Below are 15956 nucleotides of genomic sequence, written 5' to 3' on the forward strand. Positions count from 1 at the left end.
AGAGATAACAAGTTAAAAGCGAGATACTAAAAGCAAAAATCCAGAGGTCATCTCTGGATTTTTTTACATCTGTTTCAAGCGTTCGATTCGTTCTGAGATAGGTGGGTGGGTGTAAAATAGTTTTTGGAGTCCGCCACCTTTCTTCGGATCATTGATATAAAGAGCGCTACTGGCATCGTCAACATGTTGATGCATCGGCTCGCTATTCTCCAACTTACGCAAGGCATTGATCATCCCTTGAGGATTGCGAGTCAGCTCCACACTGGATGCATCCGCCAAAAATTCCCTCTGACGGGAAATGGCTAGTTGCACCAAGGTTGCTGCGAGAGGTGCTAGAACAATGGCTAAGAGAGAGATAACAAGCATGATAATCTCCAAACCATTTCCATCACGATCATTATCGCTCCGTCTGCGACCAGCGCCACCCCACCACATCATCCGTCCTGCCATACTAGACAGAAGGGTAATGGCACTGGCAAGGGCAACAGCAATGGTCGAAATGCGAATATCGTAGTTTCGGATATGACTGACTTCATGACCCATAACAGCTTCTAGCTCCTCACGATTCATGATAGCCAGAAGACCCGAAGTGGCTGCAACTGCTGCATTCTGCGGATTCGAACCTGTTGCAAAGGCATTTAAAGAAGAATCCTCAATGATGAAAACACGTGGCATGGGAATCTGAGCGACCATGGCCATATCTTCTACTACATGGTAGAGATCTGGGGCTGTTTGCTCATCAACCTCACGCGCCCCATTCATAGACATGACAATCTCTGTCGATTGAAAGATCATGGTCAGAGCGTAGATAAGACCAATAATCAAGGCAATAATCATGCCCCCAAGACCTGAACGCATAAAGAGATAGCCAACTGCATAACCAACCAAGGCCAAGAGTAGGAAGAAAACCAGCAACAAAATCCAAGTTTTTCGTTTATTGCTCGCAATTTGATCAAACAACATCTTAGTCACCTAAACCGCTAAAGTCAACTTTAGGAACTGCCTTTTCCTCTTCAGGTGTTTGAAGGAAGTCTGCAGCTTTAAAGCCAAATAGCCCTGCGATGATGTTACTTGGGAAGCTTTCAAGTTTTACATTGTAGTTGCTGACAACACTGTTGTAGAGTTGGCGTGAATAAGAAATTTTATTTTCTGTATTGGTCAACTCTTCTTGCAATTTGATAAAATTAGCACTAGCTTTCAAGTCTGGGTAATTCTCTGCTACTGCAAAGATACCAGAAATCTGGCGGGTAAGGGCATCACTGGCCTTCATAGCTTCTGCTGGTGAAGTTGCTGCGGCTACTTGTCTACGAAGTTCTGTTACTTTTTCCAAGGTAGAACCTTCATATTTGGCATAGCCTTTGACTGTTTCAATCAAGTTTGGGAGGAGATCATTACGACGCTTCAACTGAACATCGATCTGGCTCCAAGCCTCCTTGGTCTGCATACGATTTTTAACCAAACCGTTATAGCTAACAATCACAAAAATAACAATCAGAGCCAAAACTCCAAGAATAATCCAAGTCATAATCTTATTCCTTTCTGCTTTTAGATTACTACCAGTATATCAAAATTTTAACGAATATGGTAAAATAAGATGATACTAGAGAAGGAAACTACTATGAAACCAGAAACATTTTACAGCCTACTAGCTGAGCAAAATCTTCCACTTTCGGACCAGCAAAAGAACCAATTTGAACGGTATTTTGAACTCTTGGTCGAGTGGAATGAGAGGATTAATTTGACCGCTATTACGGATAAAGAAGAAGTCTACCTTAAGCACTTTTATGATTCGATTGCACCCATCCTACAAGGCTTGATTTCAAATGAAACTATCAAACTTCTTGATATCGGAGCAGGGGCAGGATTTCCCAGCCTTCCTATGAAAATCCTCTATCCTCAGTTAAATGTAACCATCATTGATTCGCTAAATAAGCGCATCAATTTCCTTCAACTTTTGGCTCAGGAGTTGGATTTGGATGGTGTTCACTTCTACCATGGGCGGGCAGAAGACTTTGCCCAAGACAAGAACTTCCGTGCCCAGTTTGATGTGGTGACGGCTCGTGCGGTTGCCCGTATGCAGGTTTTGTCTGAGCTGACCATTCCCTATCTTAAAGTTGGCGGAAAACTATTGGCACTCAAGGCCAGCAATGCTCCTGAGGAATTGCTAGAAGCCAAGAATGCCCTCAACCTCCTCTTTAGTAAGGTAGAGGACAACCTCAGCTATGCCCTGCCAAATGGAGATCCTCGCTACATCACTGTGGTCGAAAAGAAAAAGGAAACACCTAACAAGTATCCAAGAAAGGCTGGCATGCCCAACAAACGCCCACTTTAAACAATGGTGCACCCTTGTTTAAAATTCAGAAAACCATTTACAAAATCATACCTCGCTCTCGCATTTCCGTGCTCGGGAAAAATTCGTTTACAAAACGGACCTCACTCTCACATTTCCGGGCTCGGGAAAAAATGATTTACAAAATCATTTTTTTCTGCTATACTATCACAAGCAAAGGTTTTTAATGTCATCCTGTGAGGTGACGAAGGCGCAGATTTATATAAATTTTTAAAAGATAGCTATTTTTTAAAAAGTCTTACTCTGAGGGCCTATTGCTGCAAAATAATGGGCTCTTTTTTGGTGCCCAAAAGTGAGGTTTTTATGAAACAGGAATCAACTGTTGACTTGTTACTAGACGTTGATCAACGTCCTTCTGCTGGTAAAGGTATTCTTCTAAGCTTCCAGCACGTATTTGCCATGTTTGGCGCAACCATTCTCGTTCCCTTAATTTTGGGAATGCCCGTATCGGTTGCTCTCTTTGCATCCGGTATTGGAACACTTATCTACATGATTTCTACTGGCTTTAAGGTTCCAGTTTACCTAGGTTCTTCATTCGCCTTTATCACGGCTATGTCTTTAGCCATGAAAGAAATGGGGGGCGATGTATCTGCTGCTCAAACGGGGGTAATCTTGACTGGTTTGGTCTATGTTCTTGTAGCAGCAAGTGTTCGTTTTGCAGGTACGAAATGGATTGATAAACTCTTGCCCCCAATCATTATCGGACCTATGATTATCGTTATCGGTCTTGGTCTTGCTGGTTCTGCTGTAACGAATGCTGGACTCGTAGCAGACGGAAACTGGAAAAACGCCCTTGTAGCCGTTGTTACATTCTTGATTGCCGCCTTTATCAATACAAAAGGAAAAGGTTTCCTTCGTATCATTCCTTTCCTCTTTGCCATCATCGGTGGGTATATCTTTGCTATGATGCTTGGTTTGGTTGACTTTACCCCAGTCCTTCAAGCCAATTGGTTTGAAATTCCTGGTTTCTACTTGCCATTTAGTACAGGTGGAGCCTTTAAAGAGTACAACTTGTACTTCGGTCCTGAAACAATCGCCATCTTGCCAATTGCAATCGTAACAATTTCAGAACACATCGGAGACCACACAGTTTTAAGCCAAATCTGTGGCCGTCAATTCCTGAAAGAACCAGGACTTCACCGTACGCTTCTTGGTGATGGTATCGCGACATCTGTATCAGCCTTCCTCGGTGGACCAGCTAATACGACTTACGGAGAAAATACAGGGGTCATCGGGATGACTCGTATCGCTTCTGTCTCAGTTATCCGTAACGCGGCCTTCATCGCCATTGCTCTTAGCTTCCTAGGTAAATTCACTGCCTTGATTTCAACCATTCCAAATGCTGTGCTTGGTGGCATGTCCATCCTTCTCTACGGAGTTATCGCCAGCAATGGTTTGAAAGTTTTGATTAAGGAACGTGTTGACTTCAGTCAAATGCGTAACCTCATCATTGCCAGTGCCATGTTGGTACTTGGACTTGGTGGAGCCATCCTCAAACTTGGCCCAGTTACACTTTCAGGTACTGCTTTATCAGCCATGACAGGAATTATCTTAAACTTGATTTTGCCACACGAAAATAAAGACTAATCATCTATACACACAAAATCCACTCGATTGAGTGGATTTTTTAATTACTTACTCTTTATTTCCAACAGTAAATCTTTCAATGAAATAATGGTCACGGCTAGTAAAATCATAGCCATACCGACAAAATCAATCGCATAAAACTGTTCCTTCATAATCAGAAAGGCAAAGAAAACGGCAGAAATTGGTTCTATGGAAGCTAATAAACTAGACTTAACAGGGTCTATCAGACTAGCTCCCTTTAGGAAAGCTGTATAGGCAAAAACCGTTCCGATGATGATAATCCCAGCAAATGCAAAGAGAAAATCTAAGCTGGTTGGTATGCTGGCCTGTAAGACTCCTGTGAAAGGAAGAGCCACTACACCAGAAATAACCATCCCAACACCAATCACCAAAATACTGCCCCACTTCTTAATCAAAGCAATAGGAAGGATGATATAGAGGGCATAGGTCAAGGCTGAAAAGAGGCCCCAGAACAGACCTAGGGGTGTGACAGATAACTGGTCAACTTTCCCGTGCGTCGCGATCAGAAAAGTTCCTCCTATAGCCAATCCAATCGAAATAATCTCAGCCAGAGTCGGAGCTACCTTGTCCTTGATACAGGTATAAACCAAGATCCCAACAGGGCATACATACTGGAGAACTGTCGCAGTTCCAGCATTGGTTTCCTGAATGGCAGAAAGATAGGCAAACTGGTTTAAGAAAAGCCCGAAAACTGCAAATAGTAACAGAGATAGTAGACTTTTTCTGTCTTTAAAAAAAGCATAGAGTTTATCCTTTGAAGTCGCATAGGATAAGATTACTAGTGCCAAGCCTGCAATGATAAGTCGTAAATTGGTCAAGACTAGAGCGGAAATCCCGTGTGCCATTAGGTATTGGCCACTGGTTCCAGACAAGCCCCAAGCAATCCCTGCCACTACTGTATACAGAGTTCCTTTTACGGTTTTTGACATACTTCTTCCTACTCCTCTTGACGAATCATTTCCATCACTTGGTTTCGATCGACTATCCACTGGGCACGCTCATCCTTCTCATACGTTCGATTGGATAGAAAGATAGCCGCTTCCTGCTTCTCCCGATTCCACATAATGAAGGTACCTGTATAACCCGTATGGTCGAGCCAAGCTCCTTCCAGATTCCATGATAGAGACCGCTCCTTATCATCTAAAGGAGAAAAATTTCGGCTCAATTCTGCAGCAAAATCATCTTTCAAGTAATGTTCCAGAAAGATCTGCAAATCCTTAACAGTCGAAAACAAACCAGCACTTCCAGCGTGTTTCCCTAATAGACGAGCTTTGGGATCATGAATGATTCCGGCCTCCACCCCTCTCACTGTTGGGACAGCTTGCTCAACGGGACCAAACTTGGTTCCCGTCATTCCCCATGGTTCCAAAACTTGTTCTTCTATAATCTGATCCAAGTCTTGGTTAAAGATTTTTTCCAAAAGAAAGCCCAAGAGTAAAAAGTGAACGTCCGAGTATAAGAAAGCAGGCTGACTTCGTCTGTTGAGGTGAAACATGGCTTCTTTTAATTCAGGGGCAGTCAAGAGATCCCGATTTGGAATAAAGGGGTCTAAGTCTGTTGCATGAGTCAGAAGTTGCCGTATAGTGATATCAGGATAATCACACTCCGGTAAAAAATCCGTCACCGGTCGATTAATATCTAATTTGCCCTGCTGCCACAAGAAGGTAAAAACCGTCCCCACTCCCACAACCTTACTCACACTAGCCAGATCATAAATCAAACCGCTCTCTGTTTTCAAGCCCCTTTCTGGATCACTCAATCCTAGATAAGACTCTTTCCATTCACCATCCTTATAATACGCAAAAGAGGCCCCGGGATAAATCCCTGCCTCGATTTGATTTTCTATTTTTCTTAGAATTTTTTCCAACTTCATGCTTCTTCAAACCACAATTCGATGTTATTGGTATCTTTACCAAGGAAGAATTTTTTAGACTTAGGGACAAAGTAGCCTGTCTTTTCAAATTTCTTACGAAGACTGGTTAGATCAAAATTTCTTACTAAAAATTTTAACATCGTCAAATCCCAAGTGACATTGTTTTCAACAGCCAAATCTGGTCCTTGCCCTTTCGTAAAGGTGATTGCTGGTGCTACTCCTTCAGGATCAAGTAAACTCTCTGTCCCTTCAGGTAAACGCAACTCCATAGAAACCTCAAATTGACTCACGTATTTTATACTTGTATTTGAATAAAATTCAGGAACAGTTTCCAGTGGAACCAAATCTCTTACATCATTTTCTGCATGAACAAGGATCACATCCTCTTCAGGTGAAACAATCTCAAAAGCATACCCACGGTTTCCTTTAAACAAGCGAGGAAGAGACTTCATTTGAGAAAGAAGGGCCTCGATTTCAGAAGGATCCTCAACCTTTATCAAGAGTCTAGCTAGCTTCTTAAGTCCTTCAACTCTACGAGTTCGCATGCTTGGAGCTTCTTCTAAAATCAATTTCTCCGTACCCGTCTGGTCGCCTAATGAAAGAAAGGCAGACTCTTCTAGTAAGGGTTTCATTCCTAGAGTTTCAATATAAAATATCTCATTTAATTTTCGATTATTAACTTTCAAAGTCGGAATGATCCGAACAATCTCATTCACATCCATAAGTTCCTCCAACTCTTTTATTTTAAAGGATTTTAGAATATTTTACAAGCCATATTTGTTTAAATTAGAAAATTTTCCAAGAAAAAAACTGGGTTTCCCCAGTTTCGTTTCTTATAGGTAAAGTAGTTTGAATAGTGCTACTGCTGCAATTCCCGCTGCAATTGGAGCTACAACCGGAACCCATGCATACCACCATTTTGAATCACCCTTGTGTTGACCAAGAACTGATTTTGGAAGGAGTTCGTGAAGAAGACGTGGTCCAAAGTCACGAGCCGGGTTCAAACCAGGTCCAGTAGGTCCACCGAGTGAAGTTACCAAGGCCATTACTAGGAAACCAAGCCCTAAATGAGCAACTGAAAGACCTGCTGCTGTGTGTGGTGCTATTTGAGCCTTAATAGCTAATTCAGAAAAGTCAACTGTTTGATTAGCCTGCGTTGCCATTTGCTTCATGTATTGCATTACTTCTGCACCAAAAAAGTTTTTAGTCATTCCTAGGGCTGCAAAGAACAAAATAAACGAACCGACAAACTCATTGATAAAACCATTTACACTTGCTGCGAAACGTGATTCTTTTGTACCGTGATCAACATTTGAAATCGTTGAGAAAGTACCCAAAATGTTATTAGAATTCTCTGTTTTCAAGTAGTAAGGACGGTGAGTTGCCACAACCATAGCTTGACCAAAAATCGCTCCTAAAACTTGCGCAAGGATGTAATATGGTACTTGTGCCCAAGGGAAAAGTCCACTCACAGCAAGTCCAAGTGTGAAAGCTGGGTTGATGTGGTTACCAGATACATTACCGAACATCAAGGCTGGGATCATAACCCCCATACCGTAACCAACCGCGATAACGAGCCAGCCACTTTGGTGACCTTTCGTACCTTTAAGTTCAACGTTAGCAACTGCACCATTACCAAGAATGATCAAAATGGCAGTTCCCAAAAATTCAGTGGCATATTTAATAGCCCATGTAAAATCCATTTGATAGATTCTCCTTAATTTTTTTAGACAATCCTTATTCTATCAATTTTTAGACCTTTTAGCAACAGATTTTCTAAAAGAATCTATGGAAAACGCTTTATTTAACTTATCTTTAAGAAAAGGGCAAAAGAAGTCAAACTCCCTTCATCCTTTTCGTTACTCTTGACGCTGACCAAAGTCTGCAATCATCTGCTCCATCTCTTGGCGACTTGGAGTAGTCAGCATATAAAGGTAATCCCCTTGTAGCTCTGCAAAGGCTGCTGGCATGATTTTTTTGACCTTGAATTGCTGACTGTATTTAGCAAGCAAGTCTTCTTCTGAATAGACATAGTTGGCATTTGCACGACGTGATGTAGCTAAACAGTATTGAGGTTCAAACTCTGATGCTGGGAACTCTTCTCCTGCGACAATCGCTGCATAGCCACGATAGAGGTCCAAGGAATGAGCAAAGTTATAAACGTCAATGGTAAAGCCACCTGCAGGACGATTATTGTACTCAATGGCAATGTAGTCGTCCCCTTCACGGAAAAACTCGATATGGAAAAAGCGTTCTTTCATACCAAATTCCTTGACAATGGCCTCGCCATACTTGCGCAGTTTGGGATCCATATCCTTGAGTACATAGTAGGAATTGTCCATCTTATAAATCATCAGATCAAGTGGAGTATGGGCATAATCGAAAGTCGTTGAAAAGACGATGTTGCCATCCTTGTCCACAAGCCCGTCAAAGGTACAGATTTCGCTAGAAGTGACAAATTTTTCAAAGAAATACACGGTTGAATGGTCCCATTCAGCCTTAAAGTGATTTACATCGTCTTCTGTCTCAAGCTTAAAGGTTGCTGCCGCTCCCACTCCATTATCAGGTTTGGCAATCATTGGTAGACCGATTTCGTTCACAGCTTTATCCACATCTGCTTCCGTCTGGATAACAGCTCCAGGTACCACAGGAACACCTGCTTTTTTGAAAAGTTTCTTCATTTCAGACTTAAACTTGGTCTTTTTGAGATCCTCTGGTTTGGCACCAAAGACATTAAATTGCTCACGAAGTGTTGCGTCCAGTTCAAGCCAGTATTCATTGTGGGACTCGATGCGGTCGATAGGACCATGTTTATAGAAAAGAAAGGCAACTGCACGTTTAACCTCATCGATATTTTCAAGATTATCAACTCGGAAATACTCAGTCAAGCTATTGCGCAATGGTTCATCTAGTTGTTCATAGGGTTCTTGCCCAATCCCTAGAACGGTGATGCCTTTATTGGCTAGCTCGATGGTAAACTGTTGAAAGTTTTGCGGATAGTAGGGAGAAATAACAAGGTAATTCATAGGCAACTCCTTTTATAGATACAGGTGTCCAAGAAAATAGGGCATTTGTTTACGCCACCATTCCCAGTCATGGGCGACATCGTGTCCCCATTCAGCAAACCAGGCTGGAATTTGTTTCTGGTCAAAGGCTTCTTTGAGCTTGTAGAAAGATGGTAGACCGTCTTGTTCCCAGGCACCAAGGCCCGTACAGACGACGATTTCTGCCTGACGGTAACGGTCGATAAACCATCCGTCGTTTTGATTCCAGATATAATCTACTGGTGAGTTTTGGTAAATAGCATCATCATTGTAGTAATCGCCAACGAAGAAACGTGCGTCGTAAACACCGCTGAGAGCAATCACCTTGGTGAAGACATCTGGATGCTGGAGGAAGAAATTAAGTGCATGGTAGGCCCCCATCGAGCAACCTGTCGTCATCATACCATCAAACCAACCTGTCTTATGCTTGATAAAAGGAATGGCTTCCTCAATTACATAGCGTTCGTAGGCGCGGTGCATCTCCGCCTGGTCATGACCATTTTTCCAAGTAGCCAGCCAGCTCTCACTGTCCACACTGGAGAGAGTAAAGAACTGGACGCGACCTTCCTCGATAAAGGAAGCACAGGCGTCAATCATGCCAAAATCATAGTATTCGTTGTGACTGCCACCAGATGAAGCAAAAACAACAACTGGAATCCCAGCATGTCCGTAACGGTTAAGGTACATTTCACGATTAAGATTGCCACTCCAGTGGCTAAGGTTTTCAATATGCATCGGCTTTCTCCTTTCTTAACTTACCATTTCTCTGCAAAAAATCGGAGACAGTCTGGTAGATTTTCCGACCATGGAATCTCACTATGGATGGCTCCAGACTGAACTTTCAAGACAAGATTATCCAAGCCTACTCCACCTGCAATCAAATCATGATAATAACGAAGCGACGAATCGATATAGGCTTGCTTGATATTGCCAGCCATTAGGGTCTTGTCCGTATCGTCTGCTTCTTCTGTCCCTACATAGATGAAAATGCGCTGTTCAGGCGTCAATTTCTTACGCTCGATATAGCGGTTAAAGGCTTCTTGGTGAAGCCAGTTGGCAGATGAAAAGACACCTAGACAACCAATTCGGTCTTGGTACTCTAGTCCGATAAACTGAGTAATATTGCCTCCTAGTGACGAACCAATCATAGCCGTGTGCTGGCGATCAGCTTTGGTACGATAGGTTTCATCGATAAAAGGCTTGACCACCTCCATGACAAACTCGGCATACTCCACACCCTTACCGCCAAACTGCTGCCCTGGTATAGGAGATTCTTGAAACTTCCAAGCCGCATACTCATTCATCCGTCCCATGCCGTCATTATCTATGGCAACGACAATCATGCGACTGATATCTGGATTTCGCTTAATAGCTGGAATAATTTTCCAAGAGTGTCCGATATAAGACTCCTTGCTGTAAAAGACATTTTGCCCATCATGAAAGTAAACTACAGGATAAAAACGGTCTGTGTCCTTCTCGTAGTCCTTAGGCAGAAGAACACGCACACGACGCTCCTTTCCTGTATAAGGAACCTTAAGTTTGTGTTCTTTCATTTTTAAGTAAAAGTAGGAATGATTCATTGTCAGAAAACTCTCTATATTCAAAATTTTATCTCATTATACCATAAAAATAGAAAAAAAGTCAGTAAATGTCCATTTTAAGGATAAATAACTAACTTTTTTCATTTGTTTTTCTGAATTCTTCTGGATTTTCTGATTAGAGGAGATTGTCAATCAAGTTATCAACTTCATCTTTTTTAGCTTGAGGTGTAATCTCAGTAATCATAATCCCTGCCACTGCTCGCTCAACCAAGCCTTCAACATCCATGCGTGCTTCATACTGCTCCGCATTCTTAATCTTAGGATTGGTCTTAGGACGGTCAGGAGCAAAAATAGTACAGCAATCTTCAAAAGGCTGGATTGAAATTTCAAAGGTATCGATTTCCTGAGCGATGTCAATGATTTCCAACTTGTCCATCGTAACCACAGGGCGGATGATAGGGGTGTTGGTCACAGCGTTGATAGCCTGCATACTTTCAAGAGTTTGGCTAGCTACTTGACCAAGACTTTCCCCATTGATGATAACTAAACCATTTCGTACCTCACGGATACGGTCAGTAATGCGCATCATAAAACGACGCGTCAAGGTCATGAGGTAGGCTTCTGGCGCCTTAGCCTTGATTTCCTCTTGAATCTCTGTGAAAGGCACTTCGATAAACTGGATATTGCCGCCAAACTTGGTTAATTTACGGGTCAAATCTTGGGCCTTTTTAAGGGCACCAGGACTTGTGTAAGGTGGGCTGGCAAAGTGAACGGCCTCAATATCTACTCCACGTTTAAGGGCTAAATAACCTGCCACAGGCGAGTCAATCCCTCCTGACAACATGAGCATCCCCTTACCAGAAGTCCCCACAGGCAAGCCACCTGCTCCTCGAATAGTCTCATAAGAAATATAAGCCGCTTCCTCACGAATCTCCACCTGAAGATTGATATCAGGATTTTTCATTTGAGCTTGGACATTTGGAATTGCCTCAAATACAGCTCCACCAAGTGTTTGGTTGAGTTCACGACTATCGAGCTCAAAGTTGTGATCGCTACGCTTACTAGAAATCTTAAAGGTCATGCCTTCCTTGTAGATATCTGTCACAATCTCTTGGACAGAAGACTTCAGAACTTCTACAGATTTTTCAACCTTATATACTGGAGAAAAATTTTGAATCCCAAAGACTTGTTTGAGAGATTCTGCAACTGCTGTGTAGTCGGCTCCATTGAGGTAAACGTGGGCACGGTCGCGATCAGCGGTTACCTTAACTTGGGGATAAATGGACAAAACGCCCGAAATGTTATTGCGAAGTTTATGGATGAACCGCATACGGTTTTTACCCTTGGTTGACAACTCTCCGTAGCGAATCATAATTTCTGAATACTGCATGAATGCTCCTATCTTACTTTTCTAGTTTGATTGTAAATTAATTTTAGCTTGGTCAAAAACTGCTCAACCTGACTCATATCGTTTTCAAGGTCCAGACTTAGACGCACAGCTGACTGGGCCTTATCTTTGTCCACTCCCATGGCAATCAAGGTCCCCGCAGGTTTTCCAGCCTTGGATGAACAAGCCGAGGTTGTGGAGATGAAAATATCATAGTCTTCAAATACGTGAACAATGACTTCACCACGAACACCCTTGATTCCAAAAGTCAGGATATGAGGGGCAAAGTCTTCCTCATCTGAAAAGACAAAAATATCTGGATAGTCCAAAAGCGCTTGGCGAATGACTGATTTCATCTGCCCTGCCTTATTAGTAAAGATATCTAACTTTTCCATAGACAAACGGAGGGCCTTGGCTGTCGCTGCAATTCCTGCCACATTCTCAGTTGTCGAACGATAGTCTCCCTCTTGACCACCACCTGTCAAAAGAGGCGTAATTTTCTTACCAGACTTGATATAGACAAAGCCGACTCCTCGAACACCATGAAATTTATGACTCGAAAAGGTCGCAAAATCCACTCGATCTGTCAGATATTTTTCAGTCGGAATCTTAGCGAGTGCCTGAACCGCATCAACATGGAAGGAAATGGTCGGCTTATCTGCTAACAGTTTCGAAATAGCCTCAATAGGCTGGATAGAGCCAATTTCGTTGTTAACTGCCATGATGGAGACAAGAGTCGTATCAGGACGTATCAAATCTGCTAATGCTTCAACATCCACAAATCCTCTGCTATCAACTGGAGCAATATCCACCTCAAAACCTTGATTTTTCAGCCAGAGGGCTGACTCCTTGACTGCTGGATGCTCAATAGCTGATACGATGATGTGCTTGCCAAACTGGGCTTTTTCAAAGGCCACACCTTTGATGACCCAGTTATCTCCTTCTGTTCCACCAGAAGTAAAGAAGATTTCATCACTCTTCTTGCCAATCAAATCTGCAATTTGCTGCCGGGAAGCATCTAAAATTCGTGTTGCCTGATCTCCCAAACGATGGAGACTGGATGGATTTCCTACAATTTTCGAAGCGACCTGCGTATAGGTTTCAAGTGCTTCAGGATAAGGCTTGGTCGTTGCCGAATTATCAAAGTAGATCATGTTTTCTCACGCTTTCTAAAATCACTTCTTCTATTGTATCATGAAACGAAGCTTGCGACAAGAAAGGGCAAGTCCTCTTTTTTTAAGATTTTTTTAAAGAAATGAGGTATAATAAATCATAATTAAAGGAGAGTATCATGTCTAACTATCATAGAACTTCAAAACCAAAAACAGAACACATCAAAAAGGGATTTACTGTCTTTCAAAAAACGATTGCTACCATCGGTAGTATCCTTGGTCTCATCACTGCTACTATTACCATCATGAACGCTATGGATAATAACAAAAACAACAAAAAAGAACCAACGACAACTCAAACAACTGTTGTCAAGGAGATTCAAAAGGAATCCCCTCAGGAAAATACTACACCTAACAAGGACAACACTTCTACTAAAGAAAATACCCCGCAAGAAGAAACTCCTCAATCCAATAAAAAGGAAGAGCAAAAAGAAGAGAAGAAAACAACAACTCAGGGTTCTTCTACACCTTCCTCAACAAAAGAAACAACTGATAGTGGAAACTCGTCCAAAACGACTAGTTCCGAAAACAAAAGCAATCAATAACTACTAAAATAGCTTCCTTCCAGCTTTGGAAAGAAGCTATTTTTTATTGTTGCAATACTTTTCGTGGTTTGGTTCCTTCAGCTGGACCGATAACACCCGCCATTTCGAGTTCTTCCATAAGGCGGGTCGCACGGTTAAATCCAACCGACAAACGACGCTGAATCATCGAAGCGCTAGCTTTCTGAGTTTCGATAACCAAAGCCTTAGCTTCTTCAAAAAGCGGATCGCCGCCAGCTTCACCATCTGAAAATTCTCCTTCATTTTCAGAAACCTCACCTGGATCAAAACTCTCATCGTAGTCCGCATCCGCCTGAGCCTTGATGAAGTTTACAATGCGCTCGACATCGTCATCTGAGATGAAGGATCCTTGTAGACGGACTGGGTGATTTTCATCGATTGGTTTAAAGAGCATATCTCCTCTACCAAGCAATTTTTCTGCTCCATTTTCATCCAAGATGGTTCGTGAGTCTGTACCTGATGAAACTGCAAAAGCCACACGAGACGGGACATTGGCCTTGATAAGACCAGAGATAACATCGACTGATGGACGTTGCGTTGCGAGAATCATGTGAATCCCTGCGGCACGCGCCTTCTGTCCGAGACGAATGATGGCATCTTCCACTTCCTTGCTAGCCACCATCATGAGGTCTGCCAACTCATCTACAATGACAACAATTAAAGGCAGCGCTACTTGTTTGTACTCGGATTGGCTATTAAATTCCTCGACCTTAGCATTGTAACCAGCGATATTTCGCACACCAACCTTAGCGAAGAGTTCATAACGGTTTTCCATCTCATCCACAACCTTTTGCAGAGCCTTGCTGGCCTTGCGTGGATTGGTCACAACTGGAATCAAGAGATGAGGAATGTCATTGTAAACCGATAACTCAACCATCTTTGGATCCACCATCATAAACTTGACTTGGTCTGGTCTTGCTTTCATAAGAATGCTAGCGATAATACCGTTAACTGCGACTGATTTTCCTGATCCTGTCGAACCTGCAACAAGTAGGTGGGGCATCTTAGAAAGGTCAAAGGTGCGAGCAGTTCCATTGACAGCCTTCCCTAGGGGAATTTCGAGGAGATTCTCTGGTTTAGTCTGAGACTGTTCCCAGAGCTCACGGAAGGAAACAGTCGCAATTTCAGAGTTAGGAACCTCAATTCCGACTAAGGATTTACCAGGTATTGGAGCCTCAATCCGAACATCCTTGGCCGCCAGAGCAAGCGCTAAGTCGTCTGCCAGATTGGAAATGCGGTTAACCCGTACACCGACTGCTGGTTTGACTTCATACTTGGTTACTGATGGGCCGATTTCAGCCCGTTCAACCGTTACCTTGATACCGAAGCTAGCAAAGGTTTCTTCTAAGATTTTGATATTTTCTCGAACAATCTTCTTTTCCTTGGACTGATCTTTGGGTTTATCTGGCGCAAAGAGTTGCAAGCTTGGTAGCTTGTATTCGAGGGCTTCCTTGGCAGAAAAATCAACCTGCACCTCTTCATCCTCAAAGTCTTCTTCCACATCTGGAACGTCAAAATCAGCTTGAGGGAGGATAATCTCGGGTTCACTCCATTCTTTTTCAGGAATTGGTGGAAGATCATAGTCTGGAACTTCTGGTAAGATTTCTCCAGTTTCAGGATCTACAGGAGGAAGCGGTAGTGCATCCTGTTCTTCTTGTTCTCTCTTGATTCTTGCTGCTTCTTCAGCTTCTTGACGAGCCTTCTCTTCTTCTCTCTTGATGAAGCGTTCCTGTTTTCTCTGTTCCTGTTTTTCCATGAAGGATCTGAACTGAGCTCCAATAAAGGCTGCAACATCATAAATAGACCAAGGACTAACCAAGAGTGCCCCAACTAGAATCAAAAGAACTCCAATAAAGTACGACCCGATATTTGAGAAAAGAAAGGCTATGGGAATATAAAGTCCGACACCAAGCAAGCCTCCACCAGCGAAGCTAGTCACCCGCATACCAGTCAGGTCCGTCATAACTTGAGACAGGGTCCCTTTTAGAACTGACTGCTCCAAGCCATATTTCCAAACCAAGTAGGCCTCAAAAATCAAGAGAAAGCCAGCAAAGATACAGAGAAATCCTGACAGAAGTCCCTCTTGCTTGCGGATCCATTTAAATAGAAAAAGATAAATGAGAAGGGCACCAATGGCCACATAGGCCAAACTTCCGACCACCAGTCGAATGAGATTGTAAAGAGTGACACCTGCTGCACCAAGTTTAAGGGCTGCAATAATCAACAATAAGGCAATTCCTAAGGAAATCAACATCCTCTGAATAGCCTGTTTTCTTTCAAGTTCTGCTTTAGACGGTCTCCGTCTTGTTTTTGTAGTATTCTTGTTTGCCATTCTTTTATTATACCATATTTCACAGCCATTTCGAATAGAGAAAAAGATTGCACCAAATGGTAACAATCTTTCTATTCTAATCCATT

Annotated in this window: 15 protein-coding genes; 3 read left to right on the forward strand and 12 right to left on the reverse strand. The window is 42.6% G+C overall.

The window, feature by feature from the left end; all coding sequences use genetic code 11:
* Positions 1 to 63: 63 nt before the first annotated feature.
* Both htpX and HMPREF1516_RS00120 read right to left on the reverse strand, forming a co-directional pair.
* Positions 64 to 963, reverse strand: coding sequence for a zinc metalloprotease HtpX (gene htpX / locus HMPREF1516_RS00115; protein ID WP_000895756.1), 900 nt, complete (start codon positions 961 to 963; stop codon positions 64 to 66).
* A gap of 1 nt (position 964) precedes the next feature.
* Positions 965 to 1525 (reverse strand): LemA family protein, encoded by a 561-nt coding sequence (locus tag HMPREF1516_RS00120; protein WP_000219838.1) that lies wholly within the window; start codon positions 1523 to 1525, stop codon positions 965 to 967.
* Between the two features lie 93 nt (positions 1526 to 1618).
* Between HMPREF1516_RS00120 and rsmG the strand changes: the two genes are divergently transcribed.
* Both rsmG and HMPREF1516_RS00130 read left to right on the forward strand, forming a co-directional pair.
* Positions 1619 to 2332, forward strand: coding sequence for a 16S rRNA (guanine(527)-N(7))-methyltransferase RsmG (gene rsmG, locus HMPREF1516_RS00125; RefSeq protein ID WP_000801957.1), 714 nt, complete (start codon positions 1619 to 1621; stop codon positions 2330 to 2332).
* 321 nt (positions 2333 to 2653) lie between these two features.
* Complete coding sequence (locus HMPREF1516_RS00130; protein WP_000808282.1) at positions 2654 to 3937, forward strand: uracil-xanthine permease family protein; 1284 nt, start codon at positions 2654 to 2656, stop codon at positions 3935 to 3937.
* Positions 3938 to 3981: 44 nt separating this feature from the next.
* Here HMPREF1516_RS00130 and HMPREF1516_RS00135 read toward each other — a convergent pair whose 3' ends face one another.
* The 9 genes from HMPREF1516_RS00135 to HMPREF1516_RS00175 form a co-directional block, all read right to left on the reverse strand.
* Positions 3982 to 4887 carry a DMT family transporter gene (locus HMPREF1516_RS00135; RefSeq protein ID WP_033605534.1) on the reverse strand — a complete coding sequence of 302 codons (906 nt, stop codon included), beginning with the start codon at positions 4885 to 4887 and terminating at the stop codon, positions 3982 to 3984.
* A gap of 8 nt (positions 4888 to 4895) precedes the next feature.
* A complete protein-coding gene (locus HMPREF1516_RS00140; RefSeq protein ID WP_000764158.1) occupies positions 4896 to 5831 on the reverse strand; it encodes a serine hydrolase domain-containing protein in 936 nt (311 codons plus the stop codon).
* Complete coding sequence (locus HMPREF1516_RS00145; RefSeq protein ID WP_000382984.1) at positions 5828 to 6553, reverse strand: CppA N-terminal domain-containing protein; 726 nt, start codon at positions 6551 to 6553, stop codon at positions 5828 to 5830. The genes HMPREF1516_RS00140 and HMPREF1516_RS00145 overlap by 4 nt, the downstream gene beginning before the upstream one ends.
* Before the next feature lie 111 nt (positions 6554 to 6664).
* On the reverse strand, positions 6665 to 7534 hold the full coding sequence (gene gla, locus HMPREF1516_RS00150; protein ID WP_000348103.1) for an aquaglyceroporin Gla: 870 nt from the start codon (positions 7532 to 7534) through the stop codon (positions 6665 to 6667).
* A gap of 156 nt (positions 7535 to 7690) precedes the next feature.
* The gene (locus HMPREF1516_RS00155; protein ID WP_033605535.1) at positions 7691 to 8857 is read right to left on the reverse strand and encodes an ATP-grasp domain-containing protein; all 1167 of its coding nucleotides are present in this window, start codon (positions 8855 to 8857) and stop codon (positions 7691 to 7693) included.
* A gap of 12 nt (positions 8858 to 8869) precedes the next feature.
* The gene (locus tag HMPREF1516_RS00160) at positions 8870 to 9610 is read right to left on the reverse strand and encodes an esterase family protein (protein WP_000546816.1); all 741 of its coding nucleotides are present in this window, start codon (positions 9608 to 9610) and stop codon (positions 8870 to 8872) included.
* Positions 9611 to 9630: 20 nt separating this feature from the next.
* The gene (locus HMPREF1516_RS00165; RefSeq protein WP_001016818.1) at positions 9631 to 10455 is read right to left on the reverse strand and encodes an alpha/beta hydrolase; all 825 of its coding nucleotides are present in this window, start codon (positions 10453 to 10455) and stop codon (positions 9631 to 9633) included.
* A gap of 136 nt (positions 10456 to 10591) precedes the next feature.
* Positions 10592 to 11806 (reverse strand): tRNA uracil 4-sulfurtransferase ThiI, encoded by a 1215-nt coding sequence (gene thiI / locus HMPREF1516_RS00170; protein ID WP_033605536.1) that lies wholly within the window; start codon positions 11804 to 11806, stop codon positions 10592 to 10594.
* 8 nt (positions 11807 to 11814) lie between these two features.
* Positions 11815 to 12957, reverse strand: coding sequence for a cysteine desulfurase family protein (locus HMPREF1516_RS00175; RefSeq protein ID WP_033605537.1), 1143 nt, complete (start codon positions 12955 to 12957; stop codon positions 11815 to 11817).
* A 137-nt stretch (positions 12958 to 13094) separates the two neighbouring features.
* On the opposite strand from HMPREF1516_RS00175, the gene HMPREF1516_RS00180 reads away from it, so the two are divergent.
* Complete coding sequence (locus HMPREF1516_RS00180; RefSeq protein WP_033605538.1) at positions 13095 to 13520, forward strand: DUF6556 family protein; 426 nt, start codon at positions 13095 to 13097, stop codon at positions 13518 to 13520.
* A 43-nt stretch (positions 13521 to 13563) separates the two neighbouring features.
* Here HMPREF1516_RS00180 and HMPREF1516_RS00185 read toward each other — a convergent pair whose 3' ends face one another.
* Positions 13564 to 15870 carry a DNA translocase FtsK gene (locus HMPREF1516_RS00185; protein ID WP_084647618.1) on the reverse strand — a complete coding sequence of 769 codons (2307 nt, stop codon included), beginning with the start codon at positions 15868 to 15870 and terminating at the stop codon, positions 13564 to 13566.
* Positions 15871 to 15956: the final 86 nt, after the last annotated feature.

The sequence above is a fragment of the Streptococcus sp. CM6 genome, from assembly GCF_000526095.1.
GTDB lineage: Bacteria > Bacillota > Bacilli > Lactobacillales > Streptococcaceae > Streptococcus > Streptococcus oralis_BW.